General features: G+C 72.0%; 14 protein-coding genes. 11 read left to right on the forward strand and 3 right to left on the reverse strand.

The features are described 5' to 3' along the window. The first annotated feature begins 25 nt into the window (after nt 1–25). The 5 genes from OG417_RS22470 to OG417_RS22490 all read left to right on the forward strand — a co-directional run bounded on the left by OG417_RS22470 (nt 26) and on the right by OG417_RS22490 (nt 4,003). Complete coding sequence (locus OG417_RS22470) at nt 26–787, forward strand: hypothetical protein (RefSeq protein WP_329259376.1); 762 nt, start codon at nt 26–28, stop codon at nt 785–787. 149 nt (nt 788–936) lie between these two features. Further along, entirely contained in the window at nt 937–1,677 is a 741-nt protein-coding gene (locus OG417_RS22475; protein WP_329259379.1) for an IclR family transcriptional regulator, read from the forward strand. A gap of 90 nt (nt 1,678–1,767) precedes the next feature. After that, nucleotides 1,768–2,745 (forward strand): thiamine pyrophosphate-dependent dehydrogenase E1 component subunit alpha, encoded by a 978-nt coding sequence (locus tag OG417_RS22480; RefSeq protein ID WP_329259382.1) that lies wholly within the window; start codon nt 1,768–1,770, stop codon nt 2,743–2,745. An 8-nt stretch (nt 2,746–2,753) separates the two neighbouring features. Next, entirely contained in the window at nt 2,754–3,779 is a 1,026-nt protein-coding gene (locus tag OG417_RS22485) for an alpha-ketoacid dehydrogenase subunit beta (RefSeq protein WP_329259387.1), read from the forward strand. Continuing rightward, nucleotides 3,776–4,003, forward strand: coding sequence for a lipoyl domain-containing protein (locus OG417_RS22490; protein ID WP_329259390.1), 228 nt, complete (start codon nt 3,776–3,778; stop codon nt 4,001–4,003). Before OG417_RS22485 ends, OG417_RS22490 begins: the two co-directional genes overlap by 4 nt. 7 nt (nt 4,004–4,010) lie before the next feature. Here the strand turns inward: OG417_RS22490 and OG417_RS22495 are convergent, their stop codons facing one another. Further along, nucleotides 4,011–4,856 (reverse strand): NAD(P)H-binding protein, encoded by an 846-nt coding sequence (locus OG417_RS22495; RefSeq protein ID WP_329259394.1) that lies wholly within the window; start codon nt 4,854–4,856, stop codon nt 4,011–4,013. Between the two features lie 63 nt (nt 4,857–4,919). Between OG417_RS22495 and OG417_RS22500 the strand changes: the two genes are divergently transcribed. Further along, a complete protein-coding gene (locus OG417_RS22500; protein WP_329259398.1) occupies nt 4,920–5,645 on the forward strand; it encodes a helix-turn-helix transcriptional regulator in 726 nt (241 codons plus the stop codon). Between the two features lie 25 nt (nt 5,646–5,670). Here OG417_RS22500 and OG417_RS22505 read toward each other — a convergent pair whose 3' ends face one another. Next, nucleotides 5,671–6,567, reverse strand: a complete 897-nt coding sequence (locus OG417_RS22505) for an LLM class flavin-dependent oxidoreductase (RefSeq protein WP_329259401.1) — start codon at nt 6,565–6,567, stop codon at nt 5,671–5,673. A gap of 279 nt (nt 6,568–6,846) precedes the next feature. Between OG417_RS22505 and OG417_RS22510 the strand changes: the two genes are divergently transcribed. Further along, entirely contained in the window at nt 6,847–7,884 is a 1,038-nt protein-coding gene (locus tag OG417_RS22510) for a phosphatidylinositol-specific phospholipase C domain-containing protein (RefSeq protein WP_329259404.1), read from the forward strand. Between the two features lie 146 nt (nt 7,885–8,030). On the opposite strand, the gene OG417_RS22515 is transcribed toward OG417_RS22510, so the two are convergent. Beyond that, nucleotides 8,031–10,457 (reverse strand): lamin tail domain-containing protein, encoded by a 2,427-nt coding sequence (locus OG417_RS22515; RefSeq protein WP_329259407.1) that lies wholly within the window; start codon nt 10,455–10,457, stop codon nt 8,031–8,033. 343 nt (nt 10,458–10,800) lie between these two features. Here OG417_RS22515 and OG417_RS22520 point away from each other — a divergent pair, with 343 nt between their 5' ends. The 4 genes from OG417_RS22520 to OG417_RS22535 all read left to right on the forward strand — a co-directional run bounded on the left by OG417_RS22520 (nt 10,801) and on the right by OG417_RS22535 (nt 16,878). Beyond that, nucleotides 10,801–10,941, forward strand: a complete 141-nt coding sequence (locus tag OG417_RS22520; protein ID WP_329259410.1) for a hypothetical protein — start codon at nt 10,801–10,803, stop codon at nt 10,939–10,941. Between the two features lie 69 nt (nt 10,942–11,010). Next, complete coding sequence (locus OG417_RS22525) at nt 11,011–11,544, forward strand: hypothetical protein (RefSeq protein ID WP_329259413.1); 534 nt, start codon at nt 11,011–11,013, stop codon at nt 11,542–11,544. Between the two features lie 91 nt (nt 11,545–11,635). Beyond that, entirely contained in the window at nt 11,636–13,426 is a 1,791-nt protein-coding gene (locus OG417_RS22530) for a sigma-70 family RNA polymerase sigma factor (protein ID WP_329259416.1), read from the forward strand. A gap of 191 nt (nt 13,427–13,617) precedes the next feature. After that, nucleotides 13,618–16,878 (forward strand): GH92 family glycosyl hydrolase, encoded by a 3,261-nt coding sequence (locus tag OG417_RS22535; protein WP_329259419.1) that lies wholly within the window; start codon nt 13,618–13,620, stop codon nt 16,876–16,878. The last annotated feature ends 51 nt before the right edge of the window (nt 16,879–16,929 follow it).

Consider the following 16,929-nt stretch of genomic DNA (forward strand, 5'->3'; position numbering starts at 1 on the left):
GCCTCCGGGCCGCCATGCTGGAGGCGTGGGACACAGGACGGGGATGCGCTGGGCGGCGTTGATCGCCGGGACGGCGTGCGTCGCCGGCGGGATCGCTCTGGGGTCCGGTCCGTACCACGACCGCCAGGCGTTCGAGAAGGCCGGCTACTGCGGCGCCGTCGCGCGGGACGACTGTGTGACGCGGATGGACATGACGGTGGTGTCACGTTCGACCTACACGACCGAGGATCCCGACCCCGACCCGCCCCAGCAGCCACCTCCACCGCCGCCGCCTCCGGCGCCCGGCCCCTTCCGCTGGGGCCCGTCGATCGCGGCGCTGCCGGCGGACCCGATCGCGGCGGCCCTGCCGGTGGGCCGGGTCGTGGCGGCCCTGCCGATGTCGCAGACCACGCACTACCGGCTGACCGTGCGCACCGCGGACGGCGAACGCCACACGTTCGAGGTCGACCACGACATGTACGCCACGGCGCGCGCGGGAGCCCGCGGCACGGCCGAGGTCTGGCACGGCCGTATCTCGCGGCTCCGGATCGGCTCCCACAGCGACGACGAGTGGTCGTACTGGTCGCTGGGGCTCGCCTGGGTGATCGGCTGGATCGGCGTGATGCTGATCATCGCCTTCGCCCTGCCGCTCGCCGACTCGGCGACGTTCCCCGCCGTCTTCGCCTGGTGGATGGGCGTCGTCCTGTTCGCCGGCCTGCACACGTGGCCTCCGGCACTCTGGGTGATACCACTGGCCATCGGCGGCGTGTTCCTGCTGTACCGCGTGTGCGTCGCGATCGCGCGCTGACGGCGGCGCCGGACGGCTCGGCGGAACGGACGCCCGCCGGCGCTCGCGAGACCGGCCCCGGCCGTGGCGAGCGTACGGGGCGGTTGCCAATGGGCGCGGGCGGTTTCATGCTGATGCCGTAGCAGCGAGTCGCCTCCGGAGGTGCCGCCGTGGGTGAGGCCACCCCGACGCTGATCGGCTCGGTGCGGCGCGCGCTCCACCTGCTCGACGCGGTGTGCGCCAGCGAGCGGCCGGCCACGGCCAAGCGGCTCGCGCACGCGCTCGACCTGCCGCTCCCCACCGTCTACCACCTGCTGCGGACCCTCGTGTACGAGGGCTACCTGCGCAAGCTCGACGAAGGGTACGTGCTCGGCGGCCGGGCGAACGGCCTGCGGCAGGGCAACGCGCGGCAGGCCGCAGTCGGCCGCGCGCGGCCGGTGCTGGCGCACCTGCGCGACGAGATGCGCGCGGCGGCCTACCTGTCCACATACGAGGACGGCGAGATCGTGCTCGTGGACGTCGTCGACGGTCCCGGCGCGGAGTGCGTCGACCTGTGGGTCGGCATGCGCGACGCCGCGCACGCCACCGCGTTCGGCAAGTGCATCCTGTCCTGTCTGGACAAGCCGCGGCGCGACGACTACCTGGCGCGGCACGAACTGGCCGATCTGACTCCCCGTACGGTCACCGATCGCCGGGTGCTCGAACGGGCTCTGGGCGCCCGGCCGCCGTACGCCGTCGATCGCGAGGAGTACCTCCTCGGTACGGCGTGTCTCGCCGCGCCCGTGCGCGCGCCCGGGTTCGTCGGCGCGATCGCCATCTCGGTGCCGATCCACCGGCTCGCCTCGTCGGTGGCCGACGCGGACCGGCTCCGGCGGGTCGCGCGCCGCATCGCCCGCGCCGTCGCGCTCTGAGCCGCCGCCGCTATCACCATCTGAAATCCACCACGTTGCCCGGGTCCGGCGACCGATGGACAGTGGCCGGGAGACGCCAGGGAGGCCTGCATGGACGATCAGCTCAGGCTGGATCTCCACCGGATGATGGTGCTGATCCGCACGTTCGAGGAGGCGATCCTCCGCGAGTATCACGCGGACAAGAAGCCGGCGTTCGACATCGGCGCGGGCGCCATTCCGGGGGAGATGCACCTGTCCGCCGGCCAGGAGCCGGCGGCGGCCGGGATCTGCGCCCACCTCACCGCCGGCGACGCGGTCACCGCGACGCACCGGCCGCACCACTTCGCCATCGCCCACGGCGTCGACCTGCGTGCGATGACGGCGGAGATCTTCGGGCGCGTCGGCGGGCTCGGGCGTGGGCGGGGCGGGCACATGCACCTGTTCGACCCGGCCACGCACTTCTCCTGCTCCGGCATCATCGCCGAGGGCTACCCGCCGGCCCTCGGGCAGGCGCTGGCGTTCCGGCGGCGCGGCACCGACCGGATCGCGGTCGCCGTCACCGGCGAGGGCGCGGCGAACCAGGGCGCCTTCCACGAGTCGCTCAACCTCGCGGCCCTGTGGAGGCTGCCCGTCGTGTTCGTCGTCGAGGACAACGACTGGGGCATCTCCGTACCCCGCAGCGCCTCCACGTGCGTCACCTCCAACGCCGACCGCGCCGCCGGGTACGGCATGCCGGGGGAGCGGGTCGAGGACAACTCCGTGGAGGCCGTGTACGAGGCCGCAGGCCGGGCCGTCGAACGGGCCCGCGCGGGGCACGGGCCCAGCCTCATCGAGGTGCACACACTGCGGCTGTGGGGGCACTTCGAGGGCGACGCGCAGGCGTACCGCTCCGACCTGGAGGGCGTCCCGGGGCGCGATCCGATCCCGACGTACGAGGCGGCGCTGCGCGAGCGCGGCCTGCTCGACGACACGGGGATCGAGCAGGTGCGGAAAGCGGCGAGCGAACGCGTCGAGGACGCGATCGCCTTCGCCCGCGCCAGTGCCGAGCCGGATCCGGCGACCGCCCGCGACCACGTTTTCGCCCGTTAGGAGAGACCATGACGCTCACCGGCGCGACGACCCGGCGCCTCACCACGGCCAAGGCGATGGTCGAGGGGATCGCCCAGGAGATGGAGCGCGACCCGGACGTCTTCGTACTCGGCGAGGACGTCGGCGCGTACGGCGGCATCTTCGGCTCCACGACCGGCCTGCTCGAACGCTTCGGGCCCGAGCGCGTGCTGGACACGCCCATCTCCGAGACCGCCTTCATCGGCACCGCCGTCGGCGCGGCGGTCGAGGGCATGCGGCCGATCGTCGAGTTGATGTTCGCCGACTTCTTCGGCGTCTGCATGGACCAGATCTACAACCACATGGCCAAGATCCATTTTGAGAGCGGCGGGAACGTGCGGGTGCCGATGGTGCTGACCACGGCGGTCGGCGGTGGCTACTCCGACGGTGCCCAGCACTCCCAGTGCCTGTGGGGGACCTTCGCCCACCTGCCCGGCATGAAGGTCGTCGTGCCCAGCACGCCGGCGGACGCCAAAGGCCTGATGATCGCCGCGATCCGCGACGATGACCCGGTCGTCTACATGTTCCACAAGGGGATCATGGGCCTGCCGTGGATGGCGAAGAATCCGCGCTCGGTCGAGCCCGTCCCGGAGGAGCCGTACGAGGTGGAGATCGGCCGGGCGCGCGTCGTACGGCCGGGCACGGACGTGACGGTCGTGACGTTGTCGCTGTCGGTCCACCACGCGCTCGACGTGGCCGGCGAACTCGCCGCCGAGGGCGTCGACTGCGAGGTCATCGACCTGCGCGGCCTCGTACCGCTGGACACCGGGACGATCCTGGAGTCGGTCGGCCGCACGGGCCGCCTGGTCGTGGTCGATGAGGACTACCTGTCGTACGGCCTGTCGGGTGAGATCGTCGCTCGCGTGGCGGAGGCGGACCCGTCGCTGCTGCGCGCCCCCGCCGCCCGCGTGGCGGTGCCGGACGTGCCGATCCCGTACGCGCGGTCGCTGGAGTACGCGGTCCTGCCGACCCGGTCCCGGATCCGCGCGGCGATTCTGCGTACGGCGGGCCGATGACCGACGTCCTGTTCCCCCCGGTCGGCGACGTGGACGCGGAGGGCGTCCTCGCGACCTGGTTCGTGCGCGACGGCGAACGCGTGAACGAGGGCGCGCTGATCGCCGAGGTCGCGGTGGACAAGGTCGACCTGGAGCTCACCGCGCCCGCCACCGGCGTGATCCACCTTTTGGCCGGGGAGGGCGACGTCAGGCGGCGGGGCGCGGTGATCGCCCGGATCGAGTAGCCGCCGGTCAGGCGAACGCGGCGCGGTGGTCGTGGACCCACGTGACGAACGTGCGGGGCGGCCGGCCGAGGATCCGCTCGACGCCGTCGGTCAGCGTCGCGTTGCCGCCGGCGGCGACGAGGCGCGCGCCGCCGACCGCGCTCTCGACGAACACCGGGTCCAGGCCGGCGCCGCGCAGACGGTCGCGGTACTCCTCCGGCGACAGCTCGGCGGTCGTGACGGTACGGCCGAGGGCCGCGCCGAGCCGCGCGGCCAGGTCCGGCACGCTCAGCGCCTCCGGGCCGGTCAGCGTGTGGACGTGCCCGTCGAGGTCCGGTGAGGTCAGGGCCCGTGCGGCGACCTCGGCGACGTCGCGGGGGTCGACGACGCCCTGGGCGCCGTCGCCCATCGGGTTCGGGACCGGCGCGCCGGAGCGGATCGCCGCGGCCCAGCTCAGCACGTTGGAGGCGAAGCCGGACGGCCGCAGGATCGCCCACGCCAGGCCGCTCGACCGTACGGCCCGCTCTCCGGGGAGATGCCAGTCGCCGACGCCCGGATGGTCGCCCGTGCCGATCGCCGACAGCTTGACCACCCTGCGCGCGCCCGCCTCCCGCGCCGCCGCGAGGATCGCCTCGTCGTGCCGTTCCACCCAGGGCCCCGGCGCGCTCAGCATGAACACGGCCTCGGCGCCCTTCGCCGCGTCCGCCAGTGACGACGGGTCGTCGAAGTCTCCCCGTACGACCTCGACGCCGGCGGGCGGCGACGCCGCCCTGGCGGGGTCGCGCGTCATCGCACGCGTCCGCGCACCGCCGGCCGCCAGCAGCCGGACCACTTCTCTGCCGATGGTGCCCGTGGCACCCGTGACCAGGATCATGGCCACCACGCTGCCAGCACCCGTACCGGCCGTTCTTGGAAAAATCGGCGGTACCGTCTCGTCATGACCAGCGCGCTGATCGAGGACGCCCACGACCTCAGCGACGGCACCGGCGACCGGCTCGTCCACGTCCCGGACACCGCCACCGCGCTGGTGTTCCGCACGACGGCGGACGGCCGCGCCGACCTGGTCGTGGTGGGCCCGCGCACCCGGGCCGCCTACTTCGCCGGCAAGAACCTGCCCGTCTGCGTCCGCGTGCGCCTGCGACCCGGTACGGCCCGGCCGCTGCTGGGAGTGCCGATCAGCGCGCTGGTGGACCGGGTGACGCCACTCGCCGACCTGTGGGGCGCCGCCGCGCTCCGCCTCGAACGCCGGCTGACCCGCCTCGACGGCGACCGCCGCCTCATCCTGGCGCAGCTGGAGACGGCCCTGCAGGCCCGGACGCGCGGCCCGGACACCCGCGACGGCCTGGTCGGCGCCGCCGCGGCGGCGCTGTCGGCCCGGCGGCGGGAACGCCTGAGCGACCTCGCCCGGCGGATGGGCGTCAGCGAACGCCACCTCCGCGACCTGCTCACCGAGGACGCCGGCCTCACCCCCAAGAGCTTCGCCCGCATCGCCCGCCTCCGCGACGCCCTCGCCCACGGCGGCCGTTCGCCGGGCCTGGCCCAGCTCGCCGCGGCCACCGGCTACTACGACCAGTCCCACATGACCGCGGAGTTCCGCAGCCTGATGGGCGTGCCTCCCGGAGCGTTCTTCGCGGGCCGGCTTCCCGACCTCCAGCGCTGCTGAGCGGGCTGGTCTTCGGAAAGCCGGGTCAGGCGAGTGCCGCCCGGACCTCCGCGAGCAGCCCGCACTGCCGGCGCCAGTCTCCGCCGGCGAGGCCGACGACGACGTGCTCGGCCCCGGCGTCGCGGTAGGCGGCCAGGCGCTCGGCCGCCTCGGCGGGCGAGCCGGTGACAGGGATGGGCATGACCTGGTCCAGCGGCCGCCCGTACCCCTCGCTGATGGACGAGGCGATCTCCGTCCGGGTCGGCACCCCCGGGCCGGCTCCCAGGACGCCGGTCACGCCGATGGCGATCACCGGGACCGGCCTTCGGTAGCGCGCCGAGAGCTCGCCGAGCCGGGCCGCGCCGATGGCGACCTCCCGCGGCGGCACCAACGAGGGAAACCAGCCATCGCCGAGCCGTGCGGCTCGCCGCAGGGCGACGGTGGACGCGTTACCGACCCAGATCGGCGGCGCCGGTACGGGCGGAGCCAGCTCCACCTCGGGCCCCGCCGGCTCATCCGGGAGTCGCACCCGGTCACCGGCCAGCAGGGCCGGCAGCAGTTCCAAGGCCGTGTCGGTGCGTCCACCCCGCTCGCCGTACGGCACGCCGGCGGCCGCCCACTGCGCGGGGCCGCCGCCCGAGCCGACCCCGAGGACCAGACGGCCACCGGAGACGTATTGCAAGGTGGCGACCTGTTTGGCCGCCCAGGCCAGGGGGCGGATCGCGGGGACGAACACGCTTGCGCCGATCACCACCCGCTCGGTGGCCGCGGCCGCGACGGCCAGCGCGACCGGCGCGTCCAGCGACGCGGCGCCGGTGGCGAGATGGTCGCCGTGCCACACGCTGTCCAGGCCGACCGCCTCCGCGTGCCGCGCGGCGGCCGCGAGGTCGAGGTCCTGCGTGCTCTGCACGGCGACCGTGGGCAGGATGACGCCAATCCTCATCACGACACTCCCTTTGGCACGAGGGTCCGGGCGTTCGCATGCTGCAACCTCAACCGAGGTAGAGGTCAACGCGTCAGGGCCGGACCCCACCGGGCACGGGCCGTGGTGATCGTGCTCGGCCAGCCAGGCGAGCCGTTCGCATGACATCAACGGTGACTGTTGTCGACAACCGATCGCAAATCGTTCACCGGAAAGTGCTTCCCCTCACTCGTATTCCGGTTTAGCGTCCCCGGTGCGCGAATCGACTCCCTGGATTCCCCGCTGCCCTCGGGAGGCTTGATGTCGTTCCACCGAATCGCTCGCCGGGCCGTTACCGCCGTTTCGGCCGCCGTTCTGGCGGCGACGGCCTGGCCCGGAGCCCCGGCGCGGTCCGACGCCGCGTCCGCCGCCCAGACGACCGTCGTCGGACTGCACAACGCCTACAACAAGGCGGACTTCCCCTATCTGGCGCAGGCGCTCGACGCGGGCGCCTCCATGGTCGAACTGGACGCGTGGGACGACATCTTCACCCGTGAGTGGAAGGTCAGCCACGACAAGCCGACCAGCAACGACAACAACTGCGTCGACGCTTCGAGTTCCGCCGACATCTATTCCGGCAGTGCCAACAAAGACCTCGGCTCGTGCCTGGACGACATCAAGTACTGGCTCGCCGCGCATCCCACCCAGGGGCCCGTCTTCGTCAAGGTGGAGCTGAAGGCCGGTTTCCAGAACAATTACGGGATGGGGCCGAGCGCATTCGACGCCGTGCTGAACTCCCATCTCGGAGACACCCTCTTCCGGCCCGCTGACCTGCTCGGATCCCACGCGACCCTCGACGAGGCCGCGACGGCGAACGCCTGGCCGAGCCGGTCCGCGCTGGCCGGCAAGGTCATCGTGTACGTCATCCCCGGCACGGTCGAGTTGGCCAACCCGACCGACCGGCTGCACACGGACGTCGAGTACGCCACATACCTGAAGAACCTCAAGGCGGCCGGGAACCTCCGGACCGCCACGACCTTCCCCGCCGTGCTCGGCGCACTGACCGGAGACCCTCGCGCGCAGTACACCGACGCGAGCATCCGGCCGTGGTTCGTGGTCTTCGACGGCGACGCCGCGACCTACGTGAGCGGGGTCGACACCTCCTGGTACGACACGAACCACTACCTGTTGACGATGACCGACGCCCACAACGTGCCGCCGGCCCTGTCCGACACCGACCCGCCGGTGGCGGACGCCAAGGACCGGGTCGCCGAGCTGGCCGGCGACCACGCGAGCATCGTGTCGTGCGACTGGTACGGCCTGCCGTCCGTGATGTCGGAGGTCCTGCCGCGCGGCTGACGAGATGAAAGACCTCCCGGTGCGGACACGCGCCGGGAGGTCTCGCGTACGTGGCCCGGTCGCCGCCGGAGGCGAGGTCGAGCGACGTGCGGGGAGACGCGGCGGCGGGCGGGGAGACCCCGCCCGCCGCCGCGGTCGTTCCGCTCCTACGGGGTCAGGCGCAGGACCTGGGGGTCGTGGTCGCTCGTCTGTCCGGTGTACTCGGCGTTGATGTGGACCACCTGGTACCGCACCCCGCGTACGCCGGGGCTCACCAGGATGTGGTCGAGCACCTCGGAGATGCCGTCGAACACGTAGGTGTACTGCTCGTCGCGGGGCAGCGTGCTGATCAGGTCGGTGAGGATCGGGCGGCCGTGGCCGGTGGGCGAGCCGGTCCGCAGGACGGACAGCGCCGGGCTGAACTGGTAGTCGTTCAGGTCGCCGAGCACCACCACGTTCGCCTTCCGGTCCACCTTCTGGATCTGGCCGACGAAGTCGTGCACCGCCGTGGCCTGGGCCGCGCGCTGCTCGGCCGACGCCTGCGCGGGGTACTGGAAGCGGCCGTCCGCGTTCTGGTCGCCCAGCTTGGAGTCGAAGTGGTTGGCGATGACGAACACGGGCCTGTTGTGGAAGCGGAACTCGCCCGCGAGCGGCTTGCGGCTGGCGTTCCACGCCGCGTCGGCCGGGTCCACGCGGCCCGGCGACAGGCTGAGCGCCGGCCTGCCCTTGACCTTCTGCACCGCCGTCGGGGTGGTCGAGCGGTTCACCGAGGACGAGCCACGGTCGACGAACGAGACCCGCGCCGGGTTGAACAGGAACACCACCCGGATGTTGCCGCCGGGCTGCCCGCCGTCCTGGTCGTCGACCGGGTCGATCTCCCGCCAGTCGTACTTCGGCCCGCCCGCCGCGACGATCGCGGCGGTCAGCTTGGTCAGGGTCTGGTCGGCCGCCACGACGCCGTCATCGGTGGCGCCGGTGTTGTCCTGCACCTCCTCGACCGCGACGATGTCGGGCTTCGCCAGGTTCGTCACGACGCCCTCGGCCAGTCGCGTGAACTTGGCGGCCGGGTCGCCGGGTGCGAGGTTCTCCACGTTGTACGTCGCGACCGCGAGCTGCTTACGGCTCTGCGGCGTGGCGACGACGGGCGGCAGGTTCTTGTGCCGGACGGTGCCGACCTGGGTCGCGGCGATCGTGTAACCGCCGTACAGCGAGTAGTCGACCGGCCCGGCGGTCGCGCCCTGGAAGACGTCGCCGACCGAGACGCCCGGGCTGCTCCCGTCCACCGGCACGACCTCGACCCGGCCGGACGGCACGGCGTTCTCGGCGCGCAGTTCGGTGCCGCCACGGTACGTCGGCGCCTGTGACGGCTTGGTCGTGACGTACTGCTCGCCGTAGGCGTTGGAGGGACCGACCACGCGGGCGTCGTCGACCTCGACGCGCATGCCCTCGCGCGACTCCCAGAAGTCCAGTGCCGAACGGCCCGGCGTGACCGGCGTCGACTCGATGTTCGCCCCGCCGAGATCCGGCGCGTACGCCGACGGCACCGTGGAGGGCGTGATGACCTCGGCGGCCGGCAGGGCGTTGCCGTGGGACAGGACGCTCACCGACGCCCCGCTGATCTCGGTCACCGACAGGTTCGAGGTCTTCTGGACCGTGTCGCCGCTCGCGAGCGGGTAGTAGTCCTTGACCGTGCCCGAGACGAGGACGGAGTCGCCGACCGCCACGCCGGGCGAGGTGGAGTAGACGAACAGGCCCTCGCTGGTGGCCGGGTCCGCGTCCGGCGTGGGGTCCTGGATCCAGTAGCCGCGGCTGCTGCCCGCCGTACGGATAGCGGTCACCACGCCGGGCACGTTCGTGACGTGCTCGTTGCTGTGCGGGGAGAGCCAGCCCGCGCCCTGGACGTCGTGGATGCGCAGCGGGCCGGGCTCGCCGCCTCCACCGTCCCCTCCGCCTCCGCCGGCGTTGGCGGCGCCGGGCGTCGGGTCGCCCGCGGTGAAGTCGGCGGAGTTGTCGTCGCTGTCCGCCTTGCCGGAGCGTTGCACGGAGGCGGTGTTGGACGCGCCCGGGGCCGGGGCCGTCTCCCGCAGCGCCGCCGTACCGTAGCCGACCAGGTCGGCCGAGGCGCTCTGGCAGCTCGCCGGGTCCGCGCAGGTCAGCCCCGTGGTGCCGGAGACGAGCGCGACCGTGCCGGAGGTGGCGGACATCGCGATGCCGCCGCTCGCCTGCGTCGTCGGCAGTGCCTGGGTGCCGCCGGCGCCCTTCGCCTCGCCGACCAGGTAGAAGCCGCCCGGGGCGATCGAACCGCTGAGCGGGGTGACCTGCCACGTGCCGGTCGCGCCGCCGGAGTGGTACTGGACCGACCAGCCGTCGAGGCTCACCGCGGCGTCGCTCCGGTTCGTGAGCTCGATGAAGTCGTTGGTGTAGGTGGCGCCCGAGTTCCCTCCGCCGCCGTACACCTCGTTGATCACCACCGACGTCGCCGGCGTTGCGGACGCCGGTGCGTCGCCGCCGGCGACCAGCGCGGCGAGCACGAGACCGCAGACGGCGGTACCCGCGGTCGCCCGCGTCAGCCCGGGCAAGACATGGACGCGCAAGAGATCCTCCGATGACCGTTTTATGTCGGTCACCCATGATGGTGGGCGAATGCCCGCGACGAAATGGCGGGCCGGCGTATTTCCCGCCAACGGCCGGGATACGGCGGCTCCTGCCGTAACGGCCGGTCAGGCGCCCGGAAAGCGCAGCGTGAGCGCGTGGATACGAAGGTGCCGGAGAGTGAGGGAACCCGCCCAACGGGCACGCCGAGGACCGGCGACTTCTGCCGACGCGGCCACCGCCCCACCTCCGCTACGCCGGGGGTCGTCGCGTCGTCCCGCGAGGTGGCCGGAAGCGGCCGGTGCCTCGTCCACGGCGGGCCCGCGTGCCGCTTTTCAGGTCGCCATGGGCGAGCGGGAGCCGGAGGGGTACAACGACGGCGAGCCGTCGTACGTGGCCATGCCCATGGTCCGCGCACGTCGTGCCGGCGCGGCACCGATCGGCACCCGCGGGATGCCGGGGCCGGGCGCGGCACGCGACGGATGACGGAAACGAACAGAGACCCGCGCGGAGCCTCCGTCGCGGTCCGCACGAATAACGAGAACGGACACAGAAATGACGACATTCACCCTCAATGAGGAGGCGGCGCGTGACTGGGTGACAAGTCTGGTGATGGCCTATGAGCTCGCCGAGATGAATGGCGGAGCCGACGATCCGGCGGCCGTGTCAATGCCGCAGATCGGCATGGACTGGCACCCTCGCGAACCAGGTCAGGAGGATGCCGTCGCCTCTCTGGTGCGCTGCGCCCAGGTCCAGACCGGAATTCTGGTGCCCGCGGAGAACGCCGAAGTGGCGCTGGAATTCGTCGACGACGGAGACGACTGGAGCTATCGCTTCTTGCTCCATGTCCGGGCGCCGGTGCCGGTCACGCTCGTGTCTCCGCCCAGAGAGGTTCATCGCATCGGGGAGGACTCCGCCTCCGGGGTCGACGCGGCCGTCGCGATTCTCCGTGAGGCGGCACTGGTCGCGGGGGACCTGCGGGAGCGGCTGGAATCGTTCGCCGAGGCGGTCGCCCGGCGGTACCCGGGCGAAGCCGGCCCCGGGAGGGCGGGCGCGCGCGAGGCTCAGGCGCGCGCCGACCTGAACTGACGCTCGGCGGCGGGGTGCGGGAGGATCCGGCGGAAAACCGTTATCCGGTGTCCGCCGGCCGCGTCTCCTGTCTGTGAAAGAGTCCAAGACCGTGGCACCCCCGCTTCCCGGCGTCCGTACGGTCCGTGCGGCCCAGCGCGGTGACGAACGGGCGCTCGCCGACCTGGCCTCGGGGTGCCTGCCGCTCCTCTACAACATCGTCGGCCGGGCGCTGAACGGCCACGCGGACGTGGACGACGTCGTGCAGGAGACGCTCCTGCGGGCGTTGCGCGACGTCTCCGGCCTCCGGCAGCCGCGCTCATTCCGCTCCTGGCTGGTCGCGGTGGCGATCCGTCAGATCCGCGACCACCACCGGTCCCGGCCGCCCGTGACCCCGCTCGACGACGTTCCCGAGGTGGCCGACCCGGGCGCCGACTTCGCCGAGGCGACGATCCTGCGGCTCAGCCTGTCCGGCCGGCGCAAGGAGATCGCCGAGGCGACCCGGTGGCTGGACGCCGGCGACCGTGAACTGCTGTCGCTGTGGTGGCTGGAGGAAGGCGGCCTGCTCGAACGCGCGGACCTCGTGGCCGCGCTCGGCCTGCCGGGTCCGTACGTCGCGGTGCGCGTGCAGCGGATGAAGGAACGCCTCGACCTCGGCCGCGCCGTGGTGCGGGTGCTGGGCGAGCGCGACCGGTGCGCCGGCCTGGCGGCGCTCGCGGCGGACTGGGACGGGCGGCCCGCGCCGCTGTGGCGCAAGCGGTTCGCCCGGCACATCCGCGGGTGTACGGGCTGCTCCGACCGGTCCTCGGACCTGATCCCGGCCGAACGGCTGCTGGCCTCCCTGCCGCTGGTCCCCGTCCCCCCGGCTCTCGCGCACCCGAGTCCCGGCGCGGTCGGCACCCGGGCGTGGCACGCCACGAAGTCGCGGAGCCTGCCGGTCAAAACTCTGATCGCCGTGCCCCTCGCCGCCGGCGCCGTCGCGGGACTCGTGGGCTTCGCCACGACCGGCCGGGGCGGCGAACGCTCCGCCGCCGCCTCCCGGTCCGCCGTCGCCGCCAGTTCCCCGGCCACCGCCGACCCGACGCACCGGCCGGAGCGGACCCCGGCCGCGCCGGCGCTCGTGCCCAAGGGCCACCCGCCGATCACGCGCAGTGGCGGCTCCTGCCTGAAAGGGGTCGCCACGTGGAAGACCGGCGGGGTGAGCCCGGCGCTCAGGGCCTCCAGCGCCTGCTGGTACTACGACTGGGGCGCGGACAGCACGGGGATCACCGCGCCGCGCGGCGTGGAGTTCGTGCCGATGATCTGGGGCGCCGGCTCGGTCACGACCGCGACGCTCGCCCAGGTCAAGGCGCGGGGCCGTACCCTCCTCGGTTTCAACGAACCCGACTGGACCGGCCAGGCGGAGATGACGCCCGCTCAGGCGCTCGCGCTGTGGCCGAAGCTCATGCGCACCGGGATGCGGCTCGGCAGCCCGGCGGTCGCGGCGGACGGAGACAAGCCCGGCGGCTGGCTGGATGAGTTCATGAAGGGCGCGGCCGCCCGTCACTACCGCGTGGACTTCATCGCGCTGCACTGGTACGGCACGGACTTCGACACGTCGGACGCCGTCGCCCGGCTTCGCCGCTACGTGCGGGCGGTGTACGCGCGCTACCACAAGCCGATCTGGCTGACGGAGTTCGCGCTGATCCGCTTCGGCACGCCCAAGGTGTACCCCTCGGGGCGGGAGCAGGCGGCCTTCCTCAAGGCCGCGACCGCGATGCTCGCGGGCCTGCGCGGCGTCGAACGCTACGCCTGGTTCGCCCTGCCGGCCACCAAGGACGGCGGCACGGGCCTGTTCACCGCGGCGGGTGCGCCGACGGCCGTCGGCCGGGCCTTCCAGGGCCTGCCGCGCACCGCCCCCTGACGACCGCGTGCCGGAGAGCTCACGCCGTGCCGCCTGACGCGCTCGCTTAGTGCGTCTCCGGACCTGTGTCCAGCCCCCTGTCCGCTTTTGGCCGTTACGACAGTCTTTAACCGTTACGGATTGACCGCTTTGGGGCTAAGGATCACGATGCCGGAGGTTGACAACGTTGTCATTAATCGAAAGGGGAGCACATGAGGCGACCGGCGGCGCGCCTGGCGACCGCGGTGGCACTCGCCACGGCAGCGGTCCTCGGCAGCGGCCTTCCTGCCATGGCGCAGGGCCCGAAACCCTCACCCAGCACCGGATCCCAGCTTCACAACGCCCGTACGGTCACCTGCGCCAAGGCGGCCGACGGGCGTCTGATCGACTGTCCGAAACCCTTGAGTGCCAAGGCCCTGCCGAAGGCCGCCAAGGACACCTCGACCCTCGCGTCCGTGAGCGACCCCGCGACGCTCGTCGACACGCGTACCTGGACGACCGGCGGCGGCAACACCTTCCCCGGCGCCGACGTGCCGTACGGGATGATCCAGTGGAGCCCCGACACCATGCCGCACCGGAACGCGGGCGGCGGTTACAACTACGGCGACGAGCAGCTCACCGGCTACAGCCTCACGCACGTCAGCGGCCCCGGCTGCGGCGCGGCCCAGGACGTGCCGATCCTGCCGATCACCGGTGACCTGCCGAGCGGCGACCCCAACGACGCCACCACCGCGTTCACCAACGCCGGGGAGGTCGCCCAGGCCGGGTACTACTCGGCGCAGAGCAACCTGCCCGACACCATCACCACGCAGCTGACCGAGACGCCGCACAGCGCGATGGGGCGCTTCACCTTCCCCTCCACCACGCAGGCCGGCTTCCTCATCAAGCTGATGGACAGCCAGAACCCCGTCTCGGCCACCAGCGGCCAGATCGTCGGCGACAACGAGATCAAGGGTTCGGAGACGAGCGGCGGCTTCTGCGGCGACTCGCACCCGTACACGGTGTACTTCGACATCGTCTTCGACCACCCGTTCACCACGTCGAAAGTGATCACGGGATCGGGTTCGAGCCCGCAGGCGGTGTCGGTCGGGTTCGACGCCACCAAGACCCCGACGGTCCAGGCGAAGGTCGGCATCTCGTACGTGAGCGCCGACAACGCGAACCTGAACTGGCGTACGGAGAACCCGGGCTGGAACTTCGACGCGGTCAAGAATGCCGCGCAGCGGTCGTGGAACACCCTGCTGGGCCGGATCAAGGTCTCCGGCGGCCAGGCGTCGACCACGCAGGAGTTCTACAGCCTGCTCTACAAGGACTTCCTCCAGCCGAACATCACCAGTGACGTCAACGGCCAGTTCATGGGCTCCGACGTCAAGGTGCACTCGGTGTCGGGGCGTCAGAAGCAGCAGTACGGCATGTACTCCGGCTGGGACACCTACCACTCACTCGCCCAGCTGCAGGCGATGCTGACGCCGAAGGAGGCCGGCGACCAGGCGCAGTCCCAGGTCAACTACTACGCCGAGAACGGCATCATCCAGCAGTGGGGCTACCTGCACCTGGACAACTGGGTGATGGCCGGCGACCCGGGCACGGCCCTGATCGCCGACTACTACGCGTTCGGCGCGAAGGACTTCGACACCAAGACGGCGCTGGCCGACATGCTCAAGCAGGCCTTCTCGGTCAACGACGTACGGCCGGGTGAGGCGCTGGAGGAGCAGTACGGCTACATGCCCGAAGACGGGACGTACGGCTGCTGCAACCCGCACGCCCAGGTGTCCTCGCTCCTGGAGTACGACAACGCGGACTTCGCGCTGTCGCGCTTCGCGGCGTCCCTCGGCGACTCCGCCAACGCGGCGAAGCTGCAGGACCGGGCGAACAACTGGGCGAACGTCTTCAACACCTCGACGGGCCTGCTGACGCCGCGCCTGAAGAACGGCGCGTTCCTGAGCGGCATCACGCCGTCGACGACCAGCCACTATATCGAGGGGAGCGCGGAGGAGTACCTGTGGGACGTGCCGAACGACTACGCCGGTCTGTTCTCGCTCCTGGGCGGCCCGTCGAAGGTCAAGCCGGCGCTGCGCAAGTTCCTGTCCCGGCCGGACGGGTACGGCGAGTACGCCCAGCTGTCCAACGAGTTCAGCTTCGGTGAGCAGTACGCATTGGACTACGCGAACGACCCGGCCGGGGCTCAGCAGGCCGCCAACACCCTGCGGTACGGCCTCTACCTGCCCGGTCCGTCCGGTCTGCCGGACAACGACGACCTGGGAGCCAACAGCTCCGCGTTCGTCTGGGCGATGCTGGGGATGTACCCGGAGAACCCGGGCAGCGACACGCTGGTCTTCGGCAGCCCCGGCTTCCCCAAGGCCACCATCTCGCTGCCCAGCGGGAAGACCATCACGATCAACGCTCCGGGCGCCTCGCCGTCGGAGTACTACGTCAAGTCCATGAAGATCAACGGAAGGGCGAACAGCAAGCTGTACGTGCCCTTCTCGACGCTGGCCAAGGGCGCGACGCTCGACTGGAAGATGAGCACGGCGGAGACGTCCTGGGGGACCGGGGCGGAGAACGCCCCGCCGTCGTACGGCCCGACGTTCGCCGCCACCGGCTCGGCGAGCCCGTCGTCCCTGATCCTCTCGCCGGGCGAGTCGTCGAAGACGACGCTGAAGGTCACCTCGGTCGCCTCGGCCGACCAGCAGGTGCAGTGGACCGCCTCGGCGCCGTCGGGGGTCACGGTCAGCCCGTCGAGCGGGACGCTCAAGGTGTCACCGGACGGCAGCGCGAGCGCGGACGTGACCGTGGCGGCCGGCGACGTCGATGGGAACTATCCGGTGAAGTTCACGCTGACCAGCGCGGCGGGGAAGATCCTCCCGGTGTCGCTGTCGGTCATCGTGGCCAAGCCGGGCGATCTGGGCCCGTTCTTCGACAACACCGGCATCAGCGACGACAGCGCCACCTCCTCGGCGAACTATGACGGCGGAGGCTGGAGCTACTCCGAGCAGGCCCTGACCGCGGCGGGCCTGGCGCCCGGCGCCTCGGTGACGGCGGGCGGGCTCACCTACACCTGGCCCGACACTCCGGCCGGCAAACCGGACAACATCACGGTGGGCGGCCAGACCGTCCCGGTGAGCGCTCCCGCGGGAGCGACGAAGCTGGGCTTCCTGGGCAGCGCGTACAACGCGGGCACGGACGGCTCGACCGGCACGGCGACGATCACGTACACGGACGGGTCGACGTCCACGGCCTCGTTCGGCTTCAGCGACTGGACGCTGTCGGCGGGCAGCGGCACCCCGCAGTTCGGCAACGTGATCGCGGCGACCGCCGCGTACCGCAACCACACGAGCGGAAAGGACAACGTCAAGACGTACGTCTTCGCCCAGACCATCCCGATCAGCAGTGGAAAGACGGTGGCGAGTGTGACGCTGCCGTCGTCCCTGAGCCGGGGCTCGATCGGCATCTTCGCCATCGCGGCCGGCTGACCCGGTAGCCGAGGAAGGCCGGGGCCGATGACGGCCCCGGCCTTCTCACGC

Source organism: Actinoallomurus sp. NBC_01490, from assembly GCF_036227085.1.
GTDB classification, from domain to species: domain Bacteria; phylum Actinomycetota; class Actinomycetes; order Streptosporangiales; family Streptosporangiaceae; genus Actinoallomurus; species Actinoallomurus oryzae.